General features: G+C 59.0%; 18 protein-coding genes. 5 read left to right on the plus strand and 13 right to left on the minus strand.

The features are described 5' to 3' along the window. From QQL78_RS10370 to QQL78_RS10400, 7 genes are all read right to left on the minus strand, one after another. Positions 1-663: a thermonuclease family protein gene (locus QQL78_RS10370; protein ID WP_284373143.1), complete on the minus strand. Its 663-nt coding sequence runs from the start codon at positions 661-663 to the stop codon at positions 1-3. Positions 664-739: 76 nt separating this feature from the next. Then, a complete protein-coding gene (betA, locus tag QQL78_RS10375; RefSeq protein ID WP_284373145.1) occupies positions 740-2,398 on the minus strand; it encodes a choline dehydrogenase in 1,659 nt (552 codons plus the stop codon). Positions 2,399-2,655: 257 nt separating this feature from the next. Beyond that, a complete protein-coding gene (gene betB, locus QQL78_RS10380) occupies positions 2,656-4,113 on the minus strand; it encodes a betaine-aldehyde dehydrogenase (protein WP_284373147.1) in 1,458 nt (485 codons plus the stop codon). Positions 4,114-4,166: 53 nt separating this feature from the next. Continuing rightward, positions 4,167-5,675: a choline-sulfatase gene (gene betC, locus QQL78_RS10385; RefSeq protein WP_284373148.1), complete on the minus strand. Its 1,509-nt coding sequence runs from the start codon at positions 5,673-5,675 to the stop codon at positions 4,167-4,169. Then, the gene (betI, locus tag QQL78_RS10390) at positions 5,672-6,247 is read right to left on the minus strand and encodes a choline-binding transcriptional repressor BetI (protein ID WP_284373150.1); all 576 of its coding nucleotides are present in this window, start codon (positions 6,245-6,247) and stop codon (positions 5,672-5,674) included. Before betI ends, betC begins: the two co-directional genes overlap by 4 nt. 76 nt (positions 6,248-6,323) lie before the next feature. Continuing rightward, on the minus strand, positions 6,324-7,226 hold the full coding sequence (locus QQL78_RS10395; RefSeq protein WP_284373152.1) for a DMT family transporter: 903 nt from the start codon (positions 7,224-7,226) through the stop codon (positions 6,324-6,326). 37 nt (positions 7,227-7,263) lie between these two features. After that, complete coding sequence (locus tag QQL78_RS10400) at positions 7,264-7,863, minus strand: LysE/ArgO family amino acid transporter (RefSeq protein WP_284373154.1); 600 nt, start codon at positions 7,861-7,863, stop codon at positions 7,264-7,266. Between the two features lie 91 nt (positions 7,864-7,954). Here QQL78_RS10400 and QQL78_RS10405 point away from each other — a divergent pair, with 91 nt between their 5' ends. Together QQL78_RS10405 and QQL78_RS10410 are read left to right on the plus strand one after the other, a co-directional pair. Next, positions 7,955-8,845 (plus strand): LysR family transcriptional regulator ArgP, encoded by an 891-nt coding sequence (locus tag QQL78_RS10405; RefSeq protein ID WP_284373156.1) that lies wholly within the window; start codon positions 7,955-7,957, stop codon positions 8,843-8,845. A 96-nt stretch (positions 8,846-8,941) separates the two neighbouring features. Continuing rightward, positions 8,942-9,184, plus strand: a complete 243-nt coding sequence (locus QQL78_RS10410; protein ID WP_284373157.1) for a hypothetical protein — start codon at positions 8,942-8,944, stop codon at positions 9,182-9,184. Between the two features lie 92 nt (positions 9,185-9,276). Here the strand turns inward: QQL78_RS10410 and QQL78_RS10415 are convergent, their stop codons facing one another. Next, positions 9,277-10,032 (minus strand): YebC/PmpR family DNA-binding transcriptional regulator, encoded by a 756-nt coding sequence (locus QQL78_RS10415; RefSeq protein WP_284373159.1) that lies wholly within the window; start codon positions 10,030-10,032, stop codon positions 9,277-9,279. A 115-nt stretch (positions 10,033-10,147) separates the two neighbouring features. Here QQL78_RS10415 and QQL78_RS10420 point away from each other — a divergent pair, with 115 nt between their 5' ends. Next, positions 10,148-11,920: an SLC13 family permease gene (locus tag QQL78_RS10420; RefSeq protein WP_284373160.1), complete on the plus strand. Its 1,773-nt coding sequence runs from the start codon at positions 10,148-10,150 to the stop codon at positions 11,918-11,920. A gap of 107 nt (positions 11,921-12,027) precedes the next feature. Here QQL78_RS10420 and QQL78_RS10425 read toward each other — a convergent pair whose 3' ends face one another. From QQL78_RS10425 to QQL78_RS10435, 3 genes are read right to left on the minus strand one after another with little or no spacing between them, the layout of a single operon-like run. Beyond that, positions 12,028-13,800, minus strand: coding sequence for an SLC13 family permease (locus tag QQL78_RS10425; protein WP_284373162.1), 1,773 nt, complete (start codon positions 13,798-13,800; stop codon positions 12,028-12,030). Positions 13,801-13,831: 31 nt separating this feature from the next. Beyond that, the gene (locus tag QQL78_RS10430) at positions 13,832-14,749 is read right to left on the minus strand and encodes a DMT family transporter (protein WP_284373164.1); all 918 of its coding nucleotides are present in this window, start codon (positions 14,747-14,749) and stop codon (positions 13,832-13,834) included. A gap of 7 nt (positions 14,750-14,756) precedes the next feature. After that, on the minus strand, positions 14,757-15,569 hold the full coding sequence (locus tag QQL78_RS10435) for a TIGR00282 family metallophosphoesterase (protein ID WP_284373166.1): 813 nt from the start codon (positions 15,567-15,569) through the stop codon (positions 14,757-14,759). Positions 15,570-15,679: 110 nt separating this feature from the next. On the opposite strand from QQL78_RS10435, the gene QQL78_RS10440 reads away from it, so the two are divergent. Next, entirely contained in the window at positions 15,680-16,039 is a 360-nt protein-coding gene (locus QQL78_RS10440; RefSeq protein ID WP_284373168.1) for a hypothetical protein, read from the plus strand. A gap of 99 nt (positions 16,040-16,138) precedes the next feature. Next, positions 16,139-16,669: a YcnI family copper-binding membrane protein gene (locus QQL78_RS10445; protein WP_284373170.1), complete on the plus strand. Its 531-nt coding sequence runs from the start codon at positions 16,139-16,141 to the stop codon at positions 16,667-16,669. Between the two features lie 33 nt (positions 16,670-16,702). On the opposite strand, the gene QQL78_RS10450 is transcribed toward QQL78_RS10445, so the two are convergent. Further along, complete coding sequence (locus QQL78_RS10450) at positions 16,703-17,263, minus strand: 5-formyltetrahydrofolate cyclo-ligase (RefSeq protein WP_284373172.1); 561 nt, start codon at positions 17,261-17,263, stop codon at positions 16,703-16,705. Continuing rightward, complete coding sequence (mgtE, locus tag QQL78_RS10455; RefSeq protein WP_284373173.1) at positions 17,260-18,660, minus strand: magnesium transporter; 1,401 nt, start codon at positions 18,658-18,660, stop codon at positions 17,260-17,262. Before mgtE ends, QQL78_RS10450 begins: the two co-directional genes overlap by 4 nt. Between the last annotated feature and the right edge of the window lie 84 nt (positions 18,661-18,744).

The following is an 18,744-nucleotide window of genomic DNA, read 5'->3' on the forward strand; positions in this document are numbered from 1 at the left end:
TTATAGTTTTGAGCGCCGCCACCCCGATGCCCGCGCCTGCGCTTCAGAACAGAACCACTGTTCGCCCTGTGCTGCCTGAATCCCTGTCCTTTCGTAATATTTCTGCCCGGGCACATGATAGATCCGCACGCCTTTGGCATTGATATTGCCCTTGATCCGGCATTTTGCATCCTGCGCGGTGCGTCCTTTGATCCGCGTCAGCCGGTACCGGGCGGGTGCCTCCATGACAAAGCCGTGAATACCCAGATCCGCCACGAAAGCCGCCTTTTCCTCCAGATCATAATCAAGGGAATATTTGCGATAGGCAAAGGCCAGCCCCTCTGCCACCATCGCCCGGTTGATCTCGGTGCCATCCACGAAACAGCGCGCAACAACACGTTTATATGTCCCGTCCCAATCCGTCGCCTCACAGCGGGCTTCGGCACCTTGATAGCGGTCACGCACCTGTCGCGTCACCCAGTCGCCACAGCCCCAGTTCTGGCCGGTCAGCGTGGTGCAGGGCTGGTTGCGTTCTGGCGCGTCGATGCCGTGCAAACGCACCCGCACATCCCCCACATCCAGCGTATCACCGTCGATGACACGAACCTTGCCCCGAATATCTGCTGCCTGCGCTACCGCAGCACAGGTCAACATCAACACCAGACTGAACCAAAACCTTAACATGCCGTTAATGTGAAACAGCACGCCTTAACAATCAACCGCAATCCCCAGATGTGGTTAGTGCCTCCTTACCCAACCACTATCTCTGCGCCGTTTTCCACTCTGGATGGTTCCAGGGTTCATCATTCGACCGCGCCAGCGGATCAAGTCCAAGCAACATATCCGACACTTTTTCCCCCACCATGATCGAAGGCGCGTTCAGGTTACCATTGGTGATGCGTGGAAAAATCGAACTGTCTGCCACGCGCAGCCCCTCAACTCCGATCACCCGCGCCTGCGGATCCACCACGGCATCCGGGTCATCGGATTGCCCCATCCGGCAGGTGCCACAGGGGTGATAGGCGCTTTCGGCATGCTCGCGGATCACCGCGTCCAATTCTGCATCTGTCTGATAGGCCGCGCCCGGCTGGATCTCGTGTTTCACAAAGGGTTTGAACGCCTCCTGCGCAAAAATTTCACGGGTCAGGCGAATGCAGGTACGAAACTCCTCCCAATCCTCGGGGTGGGACATATAGTTAAAGCGGATTTTCGGATCATCCGCTGGATCGGCAGAGCGCAATGTGACACTCCCCCGCGAGCGGGACCGCATCGGGCCGGTATGGGCCTGAAACCCATGCCCCTCTGCCGCCGCCTGCCCGTCATAGCGCACCGCAATCGGCAGGAAATGGAACTGGATATCAGGATAAGGCACCCCGGCTTTGGAGCGGATGAATCCTGCGCTTTCAAATTGGTTCGACGCCCCCATGCCTGTCTTGGTGAACAACCATTGCGCCCCGATCACTGCCTTTGAAAGGATATTCCAATGTTTATAGAGCGTGATCGGCTGCGAGGCAGCCATCTGGATATACATCTCCAGATGATCCTGCAGGTTCGCCCCGACACCGGGCCGGTCGGCCAGCACCTCAATCCCGTGCGCGGCCAGATGCGCTGCCGGTCCAATCCCCGACAGCATCAACAATTTCGGCGAATTGATCGATGAGGCCGCAAGCACCACCTCGCGCTCTGCTTCGATCACCTCGCGCTTGCCAGCGCGCAAGACTTCGACCCCGGTGGCCCGCCCGTCAGAAATCACAACCCGCTGGGCAAGCGCCTGAACCAGCTCAACATTGCCGGTCTTTTGTGCAGGCCGCAAATAGGCATTGGCCGCAGACCAGCGCCGCCCCTTCCACACGGTTTGCTCCATTGGGCCAAAGCCCTCTTGTTGCCTGCCGTTGTAATCATCCGTGACCTGATATCCCGCCTGCTCCCCCGCGCGGACAAAGGCCTCAAACAACGGATTCTTGCGGCTGCCCCGGCTGACGTGCAACGGGCCATCCGTCCCCCGCCAGGCCGGATCGCCGCCATGACCGCCGGAATGCCAGTTCTCCATCCGCTTGAAATAGGGCAAGACATCCGCATAGGCCCAGCCCTGTGCGCCGGCCTCATCCCAATGATCATAATCCTGCGCATGGCCGCGCACATAAACCATCCCGTTGATCGAGGATGAACCGCCAATCACCTTGCCGCGCGGACAGACCAATTCGCGCCCGCCCAAATGCGGCTCCGGCTCGGATTTATAGCCCCAGTCATAGCGCTTCATGTTCATCGGATAGCTCAAGGCCGCCGGCATCTGAATAAACGGCCCGGCATCGGTGCCACCATGTTCGATGACAATCACACGCCGCCCCGCCATGGCCAGACGATAGGCCATCGCACACCCGGCAGAGCCTGCCCCCACAATCACAAATTCAGCCTTCATCACACCACTCCCGTGATTCCACGCAGGGTCAAGGATCGCATCGCGACCGGGCTTTGCCCGGCTTGTCCTTGAGGCTGCGGGGAATCGCACCATCAAAATTGAACAGATGTCTTGAGCCACAGATTGTGGCCTCAAGCACCTCTCAGCAGCTTTAACTTGCTGCCTTAAACCCACCCGACTCCATCGAAATTCGGGTCCTCACATCGTCACATGCACCAAGAACGCCATCTGCGTCAGCGCAGCTTTGGATCACCCTGTCAAAACGGCGCTTCGACATCGTCCATCCGCACAAACACCGATTTCAACTGGCTGTAGTGCGCGATCGCGGCTTTGGAGTTCTCCCGCCCCACACCGGAGTTTTTCGAGCCACCAAAAGGTGCCTCGACCGGCGCGTCGTTATAGGTATTGATAAAGCAGGTGCCCGCCTCGAACCGCGCCGCAACGCGGTGCGCACGGGTCAGATCTTTGGTAAAAACTCCCGCTGCCAGGCCAAACTCGGTGTCATTGGCGCGGGTCATCACATCGTCTTCATCCTCAAAATCCAGCACCGCCATCACGGGGCCGAAAATCTCTTCACGGGCGATGGCCATGTCGTCCGTCACATCAGCAAAGACTGTCGGCTCCAGATAGAAACCTTCCCGCGCCAGCTTCTTGCCACCGGTCACCAGACGCGCCCCTTCAGCCTGTCCCTGATCGATATAGCCCAGCACGATGTTCATCTGCCGCTCCGAGACCATCGGGCCAAAGCTGGTCTCAGGATCCATCGGATCGCCAATCACTGCATTGCCCAGACGTTCGGTCAGCCGTTTCAGGAATTGTTCCTTAATCGCCTTATGCACAAACACCCTTGTGCCATTGGAGCAGACCTGACCGGAGCTGTAGAAATTGCCGAGGATCGCGCCGCTTACCGCGTTTTCGATGTCGGCATCCTCAAACACGATCATCGGGGATTTACCGCCAAGCTCCATGGTGACATGTTTGATCCCTTCCGCGGCCGCCGCATAGACCTTGCGCCCGGTGGGAACCGATCCGGTCAGCGACACCTTGTCGACGCGCGGGTCAGTGACCAAAGACGCGCCAACCTCGCCCATGCCCTGCACAACGTTGTAAATCCCTGCCGGCAGCCCTGCTTCCATCAGGATTTCTGCAACCTTCAAGGCACACAGCGGGGTCGTCTCGGAAGGTTTGAATATCATCGCATTGCCGCAGGCCAGTGCCGGTGCGCCTTTCCAACAGGCAATCTGCGTGGGGTAATTCCATGCCCCGATACCAACACAAAGGCCCAGCGCCTCGCGGCGGGTATAGACCCAGTTTTCACCCAGCTGGATATGCTCGCCCGTCAGGGTTGCCGCCATACCGCCGAAATATTCCAATGCATCCGCGCCAGAGGTTGCATCGACAACACTGGTTTCCTGATAGGGTTTGCCCGTGTCATAGGTTTCCAGCACAGACAGATCATGGTTACGTTCGCGCATGATCTCAGAGGCTTTGCGCAAAATCCGGCCCCGCTCTGTCCCGCTCATCGCGGCCCAGGCTGCTTGGGCATTTTTCGCAGCGGAAATCGCCTGTTCGACAATCGCCGGTGTAGCAGCATGAACCGTGGCGATTTTCTCGCCGGTCGCGGGATAGATCACGTCAATCGCAGTGCCTGCGGTATCTTCAACATATTCACCATTGATGAAATGGCTGGCCTTGGGCTGTGTATCATAGGGCATCGGTTAAGAACTTTCATGCCTCCGGCGGGAGGTTTAAGGGCAAGATGAAGGGGTTATTCACCGCGCGGGAAGCGCTTGTTTTCTTCCAGCACGTTCAGGTCCATGTGATTGCGCATATATTGCTCTGACGCCTTGCGCAGCGGCTGGTAGTCCCAGGGGTAATAGCCGCCTTCGCGCAAGGCTTCGTAAACCACCCAGCGGCGTGCCTGCGAGGTGCGCACCTGTGCATCATAAGCGGCAAGATCCCAGCGCGCCTCGGATTTGGCGCGCAGGCTGGTCACTGTGCCCTGATGATCCGGGTGATCCGCAAGATTGCGCAGTTCATGCGGGTCTGCGTCAAGATCGAACAGCTGATCCGGGTCCAATGCACAGCGGTTGTATTTCCACTTGCCATAGCGCAGCGACACCATCGGCGCATAAGAGCCTTCAGCGGCATATTCCATTGCAACAGGCTCGGAGCGTTCCACCCCCTGCCCCATCGGCACCACAGATTGGCCTGTGGTCCACGGCATGACCTCTTCCATGGACACCCCCGCCAGCTCGCAAAGTGTCGGACAAACATCAATGTTACTGACCGGTGTGCTCTGCAGGCCCGGCTGCATCTGCGGCGCACTGATCATCATCGGCACGCGGGAAGAGCCCTCAAAGAAAGACATTTTGAACCACAGACCGCGTTCGCCCAGCATGTCCCCGTGATCCGAAACAAAGACGATGATTGCCTCTTGTCTCGTGTCTTCAAGCGTTTGCAGGATTTCACCAATCTTGTCGTCAAGGTAGCTGACGTTGGCAAAATAGGCGCGGCGGGAGCGTTTGATATCTTCCTCTGTGATGTCAAAGTTGTCGCGGTCATTGGCGTCGAGAATACGCTGGGAATGCGGATCGTGATCGCCATAATCCATCATCGGGACCGTGGGCAGCAGGTGGTCACAATCCTCGTAGAGATCCCAGTACTTCTTGCGTGCGACATAGGGGTCATGCGGATGCGTGAAGCTGACCGTCAGACACCAAGGGCGCGGATCAGCGCCCCGCGACAGGTCATAAAGCTTGCGGGTGGCGTTATAGGCCACGTCATCGTCATATTCCATCTGGTTGCTGGTTTCGGCAACTCCAGCCCCGGTGACGGACCCCATATTGTGATACCACCAGTCGATACGCTCGCCCGGCTTGCGATAATCCGGCGTCCAGCCGAAGTCAGCGGGGTAGATATCCGTGGTCAGCCGTTCCTCAAACCCGTGCATCTGGTCGGGGCCGACAAAATGCATCTTGCCAGACAGACAGGTCTGATACCCCGCACGACGCAGATGATGCGCGTAGGTGGGGATCGATGAGGCAAATTCCGCCGCATTGTCATAGACGCCGGTGGCAGAGGGCAATTGACCCGACATAAAAGCCGCCCGTCCCGGTGCGCAAAGGGGGGATGCGGTGTAGCAATTGGCGAAACGCGTGGCGCGCGCCGCCAGTTTTTTCAGGTGCGGCGCATGCAGCCAATCCGCTGGCCCGTCCGGAAACAGGGTGCCGTTTAGCTGGTCCACCATCAGGATCAGTATGTTTGGTTTGCTCATCTGGATGCGTCCAGCAGAAGGTGCAGGGTAGAAAGGGCGCTGGCCCGCGCCGCAGAGGCGGTGCCGCTTTCCGACAGGGCCGCCCGCAGATAAAGCCCATCAATCAGCGCGGCCATGGTTTCAGCATCCGCTTCCGCATTTATGCTGAGCGGGCGCAGGGCATGTCTGAGGTTCGAGCGCAACCGACGCTGATAAAGACGCAGCAGGCGGCGGGTGCCGGCGTTGGTTGGTGCCGCCGCGTAAAGGGTCATCCATGCGTTTACCGTTGCCGGGTCAAAACAGGTTTCGTCAAAGCTGGCGATGACAATCGCGGCAGCGCGGTCACGCGGGCTGCGGGCTTCGGCAAGGCGGGCGCGGACCTCCTCCCCGTATTCGGCCAGAATATGACGCATCGCGGCCAGAAAGATCTGATCTTTACCGCCGAAATAATGATGCGCCAAGGCCGTCGACATGCCAGCACGTTTGGCAATTTGCCCCACCGTGACATCCAACGAGTGGGCCGCGCCGATTTCGGCAATTGTCGCCTGCACCAGTGCGGAGCGGCGGATCGGTTCCATTCCGACTTTGGGCATGTGGGATTCGAGTCCTTGAAGGTTACCCCCTCAAAGTAGATCGTACTTTATTGACTCGTCAATCAATAACGTCGTTTTACATCTTCGTCGCATTGGCATTGGGCGTGATCTGCCGGTTCAGCATGGCCTCGCGCCATGTGATAAAGGTGACAGAGCCCAAAATAACAAAGCCGCCCAGCACCACCCAAATGTCCACCGGTTCGGCAAAAGCCAAAGCCCCCAGCGCCGTGGCCCAGACAAGTTGTAAAAAGGTGACCGGTTGCGTGACCGTTACGGGGGCCGCCGCAAAGGCCAGCGTCATGGTATAATGACCCGCTGTAGCGAAACAGGCGACAGCCGCCAGAATCAGCAATTCACTTGCTGTGGGGGCAATCCAGACCGGAATGGCAAACGGGGCCAGACCCAATGTTACAAAGACAGACAGCATGGCCACAACCACAGCCGGTCGCACCTCATCGGCCAGCAATTTGGCAATCAGGTAAGAGCCTGCGAAAACCACGGCCGCCACCAGCATCGCGATATGACCGGCGCTGACCTCGCGAAAGCCGGGGCGCAGGATGATGGCCGCCCCTGCCAACCCCATGACCACCGCAATGATCCGGCGCATCGCCAGCTTTTCTCCCAGAAAAATCGCCGCCCCGATGGTCACGTAAATCGGCGCGAGATAGTTCATTGCAGTGACTTCAGCAATCGGGATGCGGGTCATGGCGTAGAACCACATCATCACGCCAAAGGCATGGCAAAACCCGCGCAACCCGAAAAGCGACCACTGACGTCCCGTCAAACCGGCCCCACGCAGGGTGCCAAGGACAGGAAGCAGGAAAACCAGCCCCATGGCATAGCGCAGAAACGCTGCCTCTGCCGCAGGCAGGCGCGGACCCATGTATTTCACCAAAGCTGTGACCATGATGAAAAACACCCCCGTCACCAGCATCCAGAATATGCCCGTCAGCGGGCGATGAGGAAGAGCCGTTGTCATAGGCGCAGACTGATCTTGTCTGCGGCAAAGGGCAAGATCATCCGAACAAAAGTTTTGCGGCAATGGCACACATTGTGAGTGCGATGATCCCATCCAGCACTTGCCAGCTCGCCGGCCTTGCAAACAAGGGGCTAAGCAGGCGCGCCCCATACCCCAGAGCAAAGAAAAATGTCAGGCTGGCCAGAATTGCACCCGCACCAAAGGCCAGTCTGTCGGGATATTGTGCAGAGATAGAGCCGATCAGAACCACCGTATCAAGATAGACATGTGGATTGAGGAAGGTCAGCGCCAGCAGGGTAAGGATGGTCTGCCGCAGGCTTTGGGTTGCCCCACCCTCCGCCTGCAATGCGGCACCACCGCGCCACGCAGAAAGCGCGTTTTGCGCCCCGTACCAGATCAGGAACCCCGCCCCGCCATAGCGCATCGCGGTTTCGAACCACGGGACCGCCGTGGCCAATGCCCCAAAGCCTGCCACGCCCCCGGCAATCAGAACAGCGTCAGACACCCCGCAGGTCAGGCAAACCCAGAATACATGTTCGCGGCGCAAGCCTTGGCGCAGGACAAAGGCGTTTTGCGCCCCGATGGCAAGGATCAGCGTCAGGCTGAGCGCGAAACCGGGTAAAAAAGAGGAAAGCATGGCGTGGCTCCAATGGTGGCTTGGACTTGACTACGCCAAGCGCACTACATTACTCAAATTAAACTTGATTACCCTAGATTAGAATTGCTTCATGAACCTTGACCCTACCCAGCTTGCCGCCCTTTCGGCCATCCTGCGTCTTGGCAGCTTTGACGCTGCGGCGAGCAGCCTCAATGTCACCCCTTCCGCCATTTCGCAACGGCTCAAGGCGCTGGAGGAACAGGTCGGGGCGGCCTTGGTCAATCGCAGCCAGCCTTGTACCCCCACCCCGCTGGGTGCGCGGTTGGCCAAACATGCCGAAGACGTGGCCCTGCTGGAGGCGGCAGCCCTTGGTGACATCCACCGCGGTGGTGCCCTGCCCGCCCGGCTGACCCTTGCGGTACCCGCCGACAGTATCGCCACATGGCTGCTGCCAGCCCTCGCCGCCCTGCCCGACATGCTGTTTGATCTGCGGGTCGATGATCAGGACACAGCGGATGACTGGCTGAAACGCGGCGCTGTCAGTGCCGCCGTAACCGGCCACAATCGCGCGGTGACCGGTTGTGATCTGCACCCCCTGGGCGCGCTGCGCTACATCGCCACGGCAAGCCCGGCATTTATGCAGCGTTATTTTGCCACAGGCGTGAGCGCTGAAAATCTGGCCCGTGCGCCCATGCTGACCTTCACGCCCAAGGACCAGCTGCAAGCCCGCTGGATCACCGCAAAGACCGGCAGAACCCTGCATCCGCCATCACATCAGATGCCCTCGACCCATGCCTTTGTTGATGCGGCTCTGGAAGGCTTGGCCTGGGGGATGAACCCTGAAACATTGGTGCGTGGACATCTGGACGATGGGCGGTTGATTGCGCTTGATCCGACCTTGCCAATGGATGTGCCGCTATATTGGCAAACCACCCGGGTGATGGCCCCCGCCCTGGCACCGCTGACAACCTCCATCCTGCGGGCTGCAAAAACCCAGTTGCGCCCATCCTGCGACAAATGATGTCATCCAGCACACATCACGGTGATCCTGAATTTCCGCTCTGGTAAACACACGGCATCGCCCCTACATGCCACCTGGAATTAGAGGAAATACAAGATGTTCGACAAACAACAGACGCTGGAAGTCAGCGCACATGAGATTGCCGTCATGGAAGCAGCGCTTCACACACAGTCGAAAATCTTGAACGTTCAGGCCGGTGCTGGCGATGCGCAAGCCATCTCGCAGCTGAATGAGGTCAAACAGGTACTGGCCCGTCTTGCGCAGCAAAAGCCGGTTGCCCAGAAACCGGCTGGCCGCATGGGGTTTCCCTGGTGTGGCCTGTCGCGCATCTCTGGCTAGATCCGGTTGCAAGCCAGGAACCGCACAAACAAAAAATGCCGCCCCAACCGGGCGGCATTTGTCATTTCTGATGTTTTCTAAACCGCTTGGGTTTACCCGTCAGACTCTTCGAATTGCTGCATCACCTCATCTGATGCCTCAAAGTTCGTTGTCACGCGCTGCACGTCATCGTCATCTTCCAAAGCATCAACCAAGCGCATCAGCTTTTGCAGCCCTTCCAGATCCAGCTCGCTTGTGGTGGTCGGTTTCCACACCAGCTTGGTTGATTCCGACTCGCCCAGTTCCGCCTCAAGTGCGGTAGCCACATCGTTCAGGTCAGTATCGGCGCACCAGATCACATGACCATCCTCGCCGCTTTCCACATCTTCGGCACCGGCCTCGATGGCGGCCATCATCACCGTATCATTGTCGCCCACATCGGCCGGATAGGTCACAGCCCCTTTGCGGTCGAACATAAAGCCAACGCTACCGGTTTCGCCCAGATTGCCGCCATTCTTGGAAAAAGTCGAACGCACGGTAGAGGCGGTCCGGTTCAAATTGTCCGTCATCGTCTCGACAATCACCGCCACACCATTCGGGCCATAGCCCTCATAGCGGATTTCCTTGTAATCCTCACCCTCGCCCGCAACCGATTTTTTGATCGCGCGGTCGATGTTATCCTTGGGCATGGAGGCCGATTTGGCTTCCTTCACCGCCAGACGCAGGCGCGGGTTTTTATCTGGGTCGGGGTCGCCCATTTTGGCCGCTACAGTGATTTCCTTGCTGAACTTGGAAAACAGCTTGGCGCGGATCTTGTCCTGACGCCCCTTGCGGTGCTGGATGTTTGCCCATTTGGAGTGGCCGGCCATGAGATACCTCGTCTGAGTTTACGCTTTGCGCCTCTATAGGCCAGCGCTGCTTGCGCGACAAGCCGCTGGCACATATCCCCTTGCTCTGACTGGCGATAGCACGGATGGTGCGGCTATGAGTACAGATCAAATCATCCTCTTCTCTCTCTTCGGCGCTGTCTTTGGCATGCTGCTGTGGGGTAAATTCCGCTATGATATCGTTGCCTTTACCGCCCTGATGATCGGGGTTGTTCTGGGCGTAGTGCCCTCCAAGGACGCCTTCAGCGGTTTCGGACACCCTGCCACATTGGTGGTTGCACTGGTGCTGGTGGTTTCGGCAGGGCTGGTGCGTTCAGGCGCGGTCTTGCTGATCACCCGGACGATGGTCGATGCCTCACGTTCGCTGGGTGCCCATATCACGCTGATGGGCGCGATTGGCGGCATCCTGTCCGCCTTCATGAACAACGTCGCCGCCCTTGCCCTGTTGATGCCCGTCGACATCCAGACCGCCCGCAAGGCAGGCCGTGCCCCCGGCCTCAGCCTGATGCCGCTCAGCTTTGCCACCATCCTTGGCGGTATGGTCACATTGATCGGCACCCCACCAAATATCATCATCGCCTCGATCCGGCAGGAATCGCTGGGCGAACCCTTTCGCATGTTTGATTTTGCCCCCGTCGGCGGGATTGCCGCCATCGCCGGGCTGACCTTTGTCGCACTGATCGGCTGGCGCCTGATCCCTGCGCGCGAGGATGCGCTGATCAGCACCGAAGACCTGTCACAATATATTGCCGAACTGGTGGTGCCCGAGGGCAGCAAACACATTGGCAAACGGCTGTTGGAACTGGTCCCGGTGGCCGAGGGTGCAGATGTTGCCATCCTTGGCCTGATCCGTGATGGCAAACGCCGCTACGGGCAATCCCGCTCTGTCGCACTTCAGGCCGGCGATGCGCTGGTGCTTGAGGCGACCCCCGACGCGCTGGATGAATTTCGCAGCACATTGGATCTGGCGCTGGCTGATACCGACCGCGAAGAACGCCTGAAAGCCGGCGGCGAAGGCGTAGAAATCATTGAAGTTGTTGTGCCGGAAACCTCCCGGCTGAACGGGCGCACCGCACAGGCGGTGGGGCTGGCATGGCGGCGACGCACCATCCTGATGGGCATCTCGCGACAGGGCCGCAAGATCACCTCACGTTTGCGCAGTACAGAGCTGAAAGCAGGCGATATTCTGCTGTTGCTGGTGCCGCGTGACACCGCGGCCGATGTGACCGAATGGCTCGACGTGCTGCCGCTTGCGGATCGTGGTCTGGCCGTGACTGAAAACACCAAGGTCTGGCTGGCCATCGGCCTTTTCGGCGTGGCGGTGATCGCTGCAAGCCTTGGCTGGATTTACCTGCCGGTTGCCCTGGGTCTTGTGGTCATCGCCTATGTGCTGGCCAAAATCGTGCCCCTGTCGGAACTCTATACCCATATCGAATGGCCGGTGGTGGTGCTGCTGGGCTCGATGATCCCGCTGGGGGCGGCTCTTGAAACCTCCGGCGGCACGGAATTGATCGCTGGCGCGCTGATCAACCTGACTGCGGGCATGGCCCCCTGGATTGTGCTGACCGTGCTGATGGTGGTCACCATGACCCTGTCGGATGTGCTGAACAACACCGCCACCACAATCGTCGCCGCCCCTGTCGGCATCCAGATGGCGCAGACCCTTGGTGTCTCGCCCGATCCTTTCCTGATGGCGGTTGCCGTCGCCGCCTCCAGTGCCTTCCTGACCCCGATTGGACATAAGAACAACACGCTGATCCTCGGCCCCGGCGGCTATGGCTTTGGCGATTACTGGCGCATGGGACTGCCGCTCGAAATCATCGTCGTCGCGGTCTCGATCCCCGCCATCCTGGTATTCTGGCCTCTCTGACAGGCCGGAACACCCTCCTCTTTTTGGCCTTATATACTGTCCGCACTCCCGGCCCGCGCCCCCCGCCTGCGACGGCACGCCGTAATGTGGGTAAGACCCGCGATCCGCTACCAAATCATCGGAATAACCGCACTTGCCAGTAAGGACATGCTCAGGTTCAGCGGCACACCAATGCGCATGAAATCGGTGAATTTATACCCACCGGGCCCATAGACCAGCGTATTGGTCTGATAACCAATGGGTGTAGCAAAGGCACAGGAGGCCGCAATCATCACCGCCACCACCAGCGGGCGCGCATCAATGCCAAGGGCTGCCGCCAAACTGATGGCAATGGGGGTCATAATCACCGCCACCGCGTTGTTTGACACGATCTCGGTCAATATTGTGGTCAACAGGAAAACACAGAATATCACCACCGTCAGCGGCAATGTCGCCAGGGTTGGCGCGATGGCATCCACCAGCATGGTGATCGCCCCCGAATTCTGCAGCGCGGCCCCCACGGCCAGCATCGAAAAGATCAACGCCAGCAACCGCCCATCGACAAAGGAAAAAGCTTCTTCCGCATCGATGCAACCGGTGACCAAGACCAAGGCAACCGCAATCACCGCCAGCATCAGGATCGGCGCAACATTCAGCGCCGCCAGAACCACAATCCCCACAAGTGCAGCAATCGCAATCGGCGCATGACCGCGGCGATAGGCCCGGGCGGAGGGGTGGCTGACATCCACCAGATCCATATCCGCCGCCAGCCGCGCGATATCCTCTGCTGCCCCTTCCAGCAACAAAGTGTCGCCAACTTTCACAATCAATTCATCCAGTTGCAGCCCGATGTTCTGGTTGCGCCGGTGCACCGCCAGCGGATAGACACCATAGCGCCGCCGCAACCGCATCGACCCCAGCGTGCGCCCGACCATCCGGCAGCCCGGCGTGATCAGGACCTCGACGGTGCTGGTCTCCACCGCGGACAGTTGATCCACACGTTTCAGTTCTTTGGTGGCCTGAAGACTCAGCAACTCGGTCATCTCGGTGCGCAGCACCACCCGATCGCCAATCTGTAACGCCACATCCTTGAGGTTGCGGCGCAAGGACTGGTCCCCGCGAACCACGTCGACCAGCCGCACACCTTCACGTTTGAACAGCTTCACATCCAGCACCTCGCGCCCGATCAGGTTGGACTCAGGCGGGATCACCGCTTCGGTGAAAAACTTCATCTTGGACCGGTTCGACAACATCGCCGCCATGCTGTCACGATCCGGCAATAGTTTGCGCCCGAACAGCGCCATATAGGTCAGCCCCCAGGCACAGACCACCAAACCAATCGGCAGGATTTCGAAAATCCCGAAAGGGGCCATGCCCTGGCTGCGCGCCACCCCGTCCACCAACAGGTTTGTTGAGGTCCCGATCAAGGTCAGCGAGCCGCCCATGATCGCCGCATAGCTGAGCGGGATCAGCAGTTTGGAAGCTTTGGTGCCCAGTGTCTTGCTCAGCTGCACCACCACCGGGATCATCACCACAACCACCGGCGTGTTGTTCATGATCGCGCTGGCCCCCATCACCGACAGGATCACCCCGATCACCGCCGATTTCGGATGGGTCCGGGCATAACGTTCCGCCAGTTGTGTCAACACGTCCAGCGCCCCGGTGCGCACCAAGGCCCCCATCACTATGAACATCGCGGCAATGGTCCAAGGTGCCGAATTGGACAGCACCATACGCGCATCCTCATAGGGCAACACACCGCTGGCCAGTAAAAGCGCCGCACCGCCAAGGGCAACCACTTCAGTGGGAAAGGACTCGCGCAGGAACATGATAAACATGATTGCGACCACCGTCAGCGATAGAACCGCGCTGCCGGTTTGAGAAAGGGGAAAGAAATCCATCAATGTTTCCTCAACGCGGACATACCGCCATTCAACTTTCGCCGATTGCAGAAGGCTCTGCAAGCTTGGGGCGCGGTTGCACCAGATACATACCAACGAACATCGCCCCCAGCGCCAGCCAGATGGTCGCGGCATAGGCCTCGCCCAGCATCAGCCAGGCCCAGATCAAGCCGAACCCGGTCACCAGATAGCTGACCTGCACCGTAAACACTGCCCCCGCTCGCCCTGCCAACCAGACATAGGCCGTATAGACAAATGCATGGATCACACAGGAGCCAACCAGCGCCAGCTGCGGCAGTGGCAAGGGCAGTTGCGGCCAGATCATTTGCCCGGTGAACAGCATCACTGGTGTGACCATGATCAGCCCCATAAGCGAAGCCCCCAGCATCACCTGAAACGCATCCAGCCCCATCGTGCCCCATTTGGCGATGAAATTTCCCTCAAACGCGTAAAACAGCGCGGTCAGCAAGTAGATCAAGGCCCAGCCCGTGGGCACCGCCTGCCCAATCTCGACCGCAGGGGCCACAATGATCAACACCCCCAACAGCCCGAAACACAGACCAATCAAACGCCGCCAGCGAAACCGCTCACTGCCAAGCGCCAGCGCGATGACAAAGGCAAACATCGGCACCACACTCAGCAACAGCGACATGATGCCCGCCGGCAGATGCACCGCCGCACGGTAGCTGATGGCATTGGGCAGCAGTGCTCCGATCAGCGCCAGGATCACATAAAGCCGCAGTGCCGAGCCGCTCAGCGGCAAGGGCCTCCGGCGCACGGTACAAACCATCCCCATCAACGCAGCACCAATTGCGGTTTGCCAGAACAACAGCCAAAAAGGGCCATAGCCGGTACTGACCGCCAGCTTGGTCATCGGCTGGGTCGCGCCCCAACCTGCGCCCATGATCACCAGACAGCAGGTGAAAAACGCAATCTCGCGGGATGTCATTTTACTGTCACGGGGTGCTGGGCTGCAATGCCCCGCCGCTGCGGACAGGGACGATGCGGGTGGCCTTGCCGGTCTTGTCATCGGTCTCGATATAGACACCCGACAGGGTTGCCTCGCCATTTGCGGGGGTAAACCGGTCTTTTGGCATGCCGGTGATAAAACGGCGCATTGGTTCGGTTTTCTCCATCCCGATCACTGAATGATAATCACCACACATGCCCGCATCGGACAGATAAGCGGTGCCGCGCGGCAGGATCATCGCATCGGATGTGGGTACATGGGTATGGGTGCCCACAACCAGCGAGGCCCGACCGTCACACCAATGGCCGGTTGCCATTTTCTCTGATGTTGCCTCGCAATGCATGTCAACAATGATCGCCGAGGCCATGCCGCCCAGCGGATGGGTTTTCAACACGCCATCAAGCGCGGAAAACGGATCATCAAACGGGCGTTTCATAAACACCTGCCCCATTGCTTGCGTGACCAGCACCTTGCGCCCGTTCTTGGCCGTAAACAGCCGCGCACCCTTGCCCGGTGCATTCTTGGAAAAATTCAGCGGGCGCACAATGCGCGGCTCCTGCTCGATAAAGCTTAGCATGTCTTTCTGATCGAACGCATGATCGCCTAGCGTCAGACAATCTGCCCCTGCGTCCAGCAGGGTTTTCGCATGGGCCCCGGAAAGCCCCATACCGCCGGTCGCGTTCTCGCCGTTCACAACGACGAAATCCAGCTTCCACTCCGTGCGCAGGCGCGCCAGATTTTCGCTAATTGCACGCCGGCCCGCGCGCCCCATGACATCGCCTAGGAATAGTATTTTCATGACCGCCAGACCTAGGGCTTTGCCCCCCTCACATCAAGTGAATTGTCGCCAATTGTCGCAGCCCGCTTCTGCCCTTGCAGCCCCCCGTCCGATGGGCAAGAAAGTCATTGATGAAACCTGCGATGAACATGCTGATGGCTTTGCTGGTGGTATTGGGCATTGTCCTGCCCAAGGCCACAGCGGCGCTTGCCTTGGTGCTGCCAACCTATGGGCAAACCATCACAATCTGTACACCGGAGGGGATCAGCACCGTCACATTGGATGCCAATGGTGACCCGGTACATGAAACGGAGCAAACGACCGCCCCCTGTCTCTTGGCCTATGCCACTTTGGTTCAGCCCGCCTCCCTGCCAGACTGGCATCGGCTGGCCCGCCAGATCGACGCTGCCACGCTGCTTGAAACACAGACAACCCTGACCGCGCAGCGCATCATGCTGCGCCCCCCATGCCGCGCCCCGCCGGCCCTTTGAACCCGGACACTCTACCCAAAATCTGCACCACTCTGCCCCCTGTACTGACAGGCGGCAGTGACATGGCGCATGAGTATAATTTGTTCAAAGGAAAATGACATGAACATGAAATCAATGACTTCCGCCCTGATCCTCACCCTTGCGGGTGCCACCGCTGCCACGGCCCATGCCACGCTCGAGGCCCAATCCGCCGCCGTTGGCAGCACCTACAAAGGGGTGATGCGCATCGGCCATGGCTGTGACGGTCAGGCAACTCTGAAGGTTTCAATTAAAATCCCTGAAGGGGTGATCGCGGTCAAGCCGATGCCAAAGGCAGGCTGGGCGCTGGAAACCAGCACCGGGGCCTATAGTGAACCACATGACTATTACGGTAAATCACTGAGCGAAGGGGTACGCGAAATCATCTGGAGCGGCGAATTGTCTGATGCGCATTACGATGAATTCACCTTCCGCGCCAAACTTTCCAACAAGCTGTCGGCGGGGGAAACCATCTATTTCCCGACAGTCCAGACCTGCGCAGATGGCACGGCGGAATGGGTCAACATCCCGCTGGACGGACAGGATCCGCATGACATCGACGATCCAGCCCCCGGCCTAGCCTTGACCGAAGCTGGCCACGCGCACCACTAAACCGCAAACCCCGTCCGTCAATCATGGGCGGGGTTACCCTACCTCAATCACACCCAGTTCTGTCACGATCAGATCCAGAGGTTGATCGGTCTCTTCCAATGGCAAATCATCAACTTCCTGACCCGCAAAGGCAAAACCGATGGCAAGTGTTGGTCGTTTCGCCCGAAGCATTTCCAGCGTGCGGTCATAAAACCCCCCACCATACCCCAGCCGTCCGCCGCTACGGTTGAAGGCCAACAGCGGCACAATCAGAATTTCAGGCTCAAAGAACACCGGATCTTGCGGGATCGCCGCGCCAAACGCGCCTTTGACCATCGCCATATCCGGCACCCATCTGGCAAATTTCAGCGGCTGTGCAGCGGCTTGGATCACCGGCACGCCCACCTCACCATGCGCGGTTGCTTCTGTCATGGCAGGGGTCGGATCAATCTCTGTGCGGATCGGCATGAAACCCGAGAGCGGCACGCCGCGATACCCCGCCAAAACTTCACTCAAATACCCGGCCTGAGCGGCATTTGCACTTTCGAAAAGGGGCTTGCGCCGTGCAAAGGCTGCCTTGCGCGCTGCCGCTTTGATCTCTGCCAGACCGATCACAACAACACCGCAGCAGCCAGTCCGAGAAAGGCGAAAAAGCCCACCACATCCGTCACCGTGGTCACAAAGGCCCCCGAGGCCAGCGCCGGGTCCACGCCCACCTTTTCCAGCAGGATCGGAATGCCGGTGCCGGCAAACCCCGCCACCACCAGGTTGATCACCATCGCCGCCGCAATCACGAGGCCCAGCGCGGGCGAGCCAAACCAGATCACCCCGACAATTCCCATCGTCACCGCGAAAATCGCACCGTTGATCAGCCCCACCAGACATTCCCGCCGGATCACCCGCCAGACGTTCGATCCGGTAAGGTCTTTGGTTGCAATCGCACGCACCGCCACGGTCAGGCTCTGGGTGCCTGCATTGCCGCCCATGGAGGCGACAATCGGCATCAGCACCGCCAGCGCCACAATCTGGGCAATCGCCGCTTCGAACTGCGAAATCACCATGGAGGCCGCAATCGCCGTCACCAGATTGACCGCAAGCCAGGGCAACCGCTGTTTCGTCGTTTCAATCACCCGGTCCGACAGGGAGCTTTCCCCCACACCGGCGAGACGCAGAATATCTTCCTCGTGCTCTTCATCCAGCACCGCCATGGCGTCATCAATGGTGATCATCCCGATCAGCCGACCCTCGTCATCGACCACCGGGGCGGAAATCAGGTGATACTGGTTGAAAGCATAGGCCACATCCCCTTCGTCCTGCATGGCGGGGATAATCTGAAACGTCTCTTCCAGCAAATCGCGCAAAGCCGTTGTGCGTTTCGAACGCATCAGCTTGCCCAGCGTCACCTGCCCTACAGGATGCAGGCGCGGATCGACCATCACGATGTGATAGAACTGATCCGGCAGATCGTCCTCCGGCGTGTTGCGCAGATTGTCGATGGCCTGCCCCACAGTCCAATGCTGTGGTGCCATCACCACCTCGCGCTGCATCAAACGACCGGCAGAATAATCAGGCCATGACAGTGCCTTTTCCACCGCCTCGCGGTCGGCGGATTCCAAAACATCAAGGATGGCTTCTTGCTGCGCATCCTCAAGGTCTTCGATCAGATCAACAACATCGTCGCTGTCCAGCTCGCGCACCGCTTGCGACAGGACCTGCGGCGTCAGGATTGCAATCACATCCTCGCGGATTGCGTCATCCAGTTCCGATAGGATCTCGCCGTCGAACTCCATGTCATAGAGGCGGATCAGCCGGCTGCGGTCAAAGGCGCTGATTTGTTCCAAAAGGTCAGCGATATCAGCCGCATGCATCGGCTCCATCAACTCGATCAGCCGCGCACGGTCGTCAATCTCCACAGCATAGAGTACAGAAGCGACCGTCTTTGGCCCAAGCTGATAATTCTGGGAATCTTCCTCTTCCGGGGTGTTTGCGGTTTCTTCTACCTGATCCAACATCGCATATCCCTCCGAGTGTTTTGGCGACCATAGGCAAGCCCCCTCACAGAGACAATGCCACAACGACAGGGCCACAAAGACGGT

Origin of the sequence: Sulfitobacter pacificus (assembly GCF_030159975.1) — a bacterium.
Taxonomy (GTDB): Bacteria; Pseudomonadota; Alphaproteobacteria; order Rhodobacterales; family Rhodobacteraceae; genus Sulfitobacter; species Sulfitobacter pacificus.